The organism is Collinsella sp. OF02-10, assembly GCF_003463445.1.
Classification (GTDB): domain Bacteria; phylum Actinomycetota; class Coriobacteriia; order Coriobacteriales; family Coriobacteriaceae; genus Collinsella.
Genome location: NZ_QSCW01000035.1, coordinates 1 through 3,315, shown reverse-complemented (window position 1 = coordinate 3,315; position 3,315 = coordinate 1). Strand labels below are relative to the sequence as shown.

2 rRNA genes are annotated in these 3,315 nt (G+C 65.0%); both read left to right on the top strand.

The annotated features are described in order from the left end of the window. The first annotated feature begins 9 nt into the window (after window positions 1-9). Window positions 10-2,982, top strand: a 23S ribosomal RNA gene (locus DXA43_RS09955). Between the two features lie 146 nt (window positions 2,983-3,128). Further along, a 5S ribosomal RNA gene (rrf, locus tag DXA43_RS09950) occupies window positions 3,129-3,244 on the top strand. The last annotated feature ends 71 nt before the right edge of the window (window positions 3,245-3,315 follow it).

Here is a 3,315-nt window from a genome sequence, read left to right as displayed (position 1 = left end):
AGAGCGGTCCCGCAAGATACCACGGGCGCACGGCGGATGCCTTGGCACAGGGAGCCGATGAAGGACGCGGCAAGCTGCGATAATCCCCGGCGAGGAGCACACATCCTTCGACCCGGGGGTCTCCGAATGGGCGAACCCATCCACAGCAGTGTGGATATCCCGACCCCGAACACATAGGGGCCGGGAGGACAACCCGGGGAACTGAAACATCTAAGTACCCGGAGGAGAGGAAATCAATCTCGAGACTCCCCGAGTAGCGGCGAGCGAAAGGGGACCGATGGCCAAACCGTCGAGCGGGCGTACCCGGCAGGGGTTCCGCCGACGGGGTTGCAGGGCCGCGCATCCGGGGGCTGCCGCCCCCGGGCGCAGGTCCGGCTGGGGAGCGGAACGGCATGGGAGGGCCGGCCGCAGCGGGTGACAGCCCCGTACGCGAACCCAGACCGGACGGCGCGACGCGGTCCCTGAGTAGGGCCGGGCACGTGAAACCCGGTCCGAACCTGGGTGGACCACCATCCAAGCCTGAGTACTACCCTGTGACCGATAGCGCACCAGTACCGTGAGGGAAAGGTGAAAAGCACCCCGGGAGGGGAGTGAAACAGTACCTGAAACCGTGCGCCCACGAGCAGTCGGAGCACCTATATGGTGTGACGGCGTGCCTTTTGTAGAATGAGCCAGCGAGTCGCTGGCGCGGGGCGAGGTTAACCGAAAGGGAGCCGGAGCGAAAGCGAGCCTTAACAGGGCGACTTGAGTCCCGCGCCGCGGACGCGAAGCCGGGTGAGCTATCCGTGGGCAGGCTGAAGCGGGGGTAAGACCCCGTGGAGGGCCGAACGCACGTCGGTTGAAAACGGCGGCGATGACCTGCGGATAGGGGTGAAAGGCCAATCAAACCCGGAGATATCTCGTTCTCCCCGAAATAGCTTTAGGGCTAGCGTCGCGCGTTCACCGCCGGAGGTAGAGCACCGGATGGACGAGGGGGCTTCGCCGCCTACCGAATCCAACCGAACTCCGAATGCCGGCGGCCCAGAGCGCGGCAGTCAGAGCATGTGGGCTAAGCTGTGTGCTCGAGAGGGAAACAGCCCGGACCGCCCGCTAAGGTCCCCAAGTTCCAGCCGAGTGGCAAAGGATGTGCGTCCGCCCAGACAACCAGGATGTTGGCTTAGAAGCAGCCATGCATTCAAAGAGTGCGTAACAGCTCACTGGTCGAGTGGACATGCGCCGACAATACACGGGGCTAAGCTGGACACCGAAGCGGCGGGATTTTGATTTTCAGAATCGGTAGGGGAGCTTCCCATGGGCGGGGAAGCCGCCGGGCGACCGGCGGTGGAGCGCATGGGAGTGAGAATGCTGGCATGAGTAGCGAGAGACGAGAGAGTAACTCGTCCGCCGTGAACCCGAGGTTTCCTGGGCAAGGCTAATCCTCCCAGGGTCAGTCGGGGGCTAAGGCGAGGCCGGTAGGCGTAGCCGACGCGCAGCAGGCAGACATTCCTGCACCGCGCACGCGGCGCTACGACCGACGGGGCGACGGATGGGGGTGGCTCGGCGGGGTTCTGGACGTCCCCGTGATGGAGCGCGGCCCGCGGACCAGGGAAATCCGGTCCGCAGAAGGGCGAGGCTCCGGACGAAGCGACTGAGCGAAGCGAGTGAGCCCGAGGTCCCTAGAAAAACCCCTAGGCAGGCGCGTGCGCGCCCGTACCGCAAACCGACACAGGTGGGTGGGTAGAACATACCGAGGCGATCGGGTCAACCATGGTCAAGGAACTCGGCACAATGGCCCCGTAACTTCGGGAGAAGGGGTGCCCGCGCGTACGTGAACGGACTTGCTCCGGGAGCGGAGGCGGGCCGCAGTGGAGAGGCCCAAGCGACTGTTTACCAAAAACACAGGACTCTGCAGAAGCCGCAAGGCGACGTATAGGGTCTGACGCCTGCCCGGTGCCGGAAGGTCACGCGGAGGAGTTAGCCGCAAGGCGAAGCCCCGAAGCCAAGCCCCGGTAAACGGCGGCCGTAACTATAACGGTCCTAAGGTAGCGAAATTCCTTGTCGGGTAAGTTCCGACCTGCACGAAAGGCGCAACGACTTGGGCGCTGTCTCGACCATGGACCCGGTGAAATTGCACTGGTCGTGAAGATGCGACTTACCCGCGGAAGGACGGAAAGACCCCGTGAACCTTCACTGCAGCTTGGCATTGGCCGCTGGTCCCGCGTGTAGAGGATAGGCAGGAGGCACAGATCCGGAGGCGCCAGCCCCCGGGGAGCCGCCCTTGGAATACTGCCCTCGCGCGACCGGCGTCCTAACCCGAGGCCGTCAACCGGCTCGGGGACCGTGCCAGGCGGGCAGTTTGACTGGGGCGGTCGCCTCCTAAAGGGTAACGGAGGCGCGCGAAGGTCCGCTCGGGACGGTCGGCAACCGTCCTTTTGAATGCAAGAGTACAAGCGGGCTTGACTGCGAGGCCCACAAGCCGAGCAGGTGCGAAAGCAGGCTCTAGTGATCCGGCGGCCCCGAGTGGGTGGGCCGTCGCTCAACGGATAAAAGGTACTCCGGGGATAACAGGCTGATCTTGCCCAAGAGTCCACATCGACGGCAAGGTTTGGCACCTCGATGTCGGCTCATCGCATCCTGGGGCTGGAGCAGGTCCCAAGGGTACGGCTGTTCGCCGTTTAAAGCGGTACGCGAGCTGGGTTCAGAACGTCGTGAGACAGTTCGGTCCCTATCCTCCGTGGGCGCAGGAGAATCGATGGAGGCTGCCCCCAGTACGAGAGGACCGGGGTGGACGCACCTCCGGTGAACCGGTTGTCGACCAACGGCACGGCCGGGTAGCCGCGTGCGGCGCGGATAACCGCTGAAGGCATCTAAGCGGGAAGCCGTTCCAGGGATTAGTTCTCCTTCCGGTAAGGGCCCAGGTAGACTACCTGGTCGATAGACGGCAGGTGCAAGGACGGCGACGTCCTCAGCCGAGCCGCACTAATCGCCCGAGCTCTTCCGGAACCGCACCTCGCGGCCCGCGGGACCCAGCGCTCATGCGCGCGGTCCGGGCACGAGGATGCCCCCGAGTCACCTCCCCTATACGCCATGCGGCCCCCAGGGCACGTGTATGCGATACCGGACACCGTAACGGTGGGCGCCGCCCACCGGTCAGCGGCCAGAGCATGGGGGGCACGCCCGGTCCCGTTCCGAACCCGGAAGCTAAGCCCCATCGCGCCGAGAGTACTGCGGGGCCAGCCCGTGGGAGGCCAGGGCGCCGCTGACCGGTGGACGGCACCGAGCCGTCGCAAGACTTGAAGAAGGGGGAGGCCTCGCGGCCTCCCCCTTTTTTGCGTT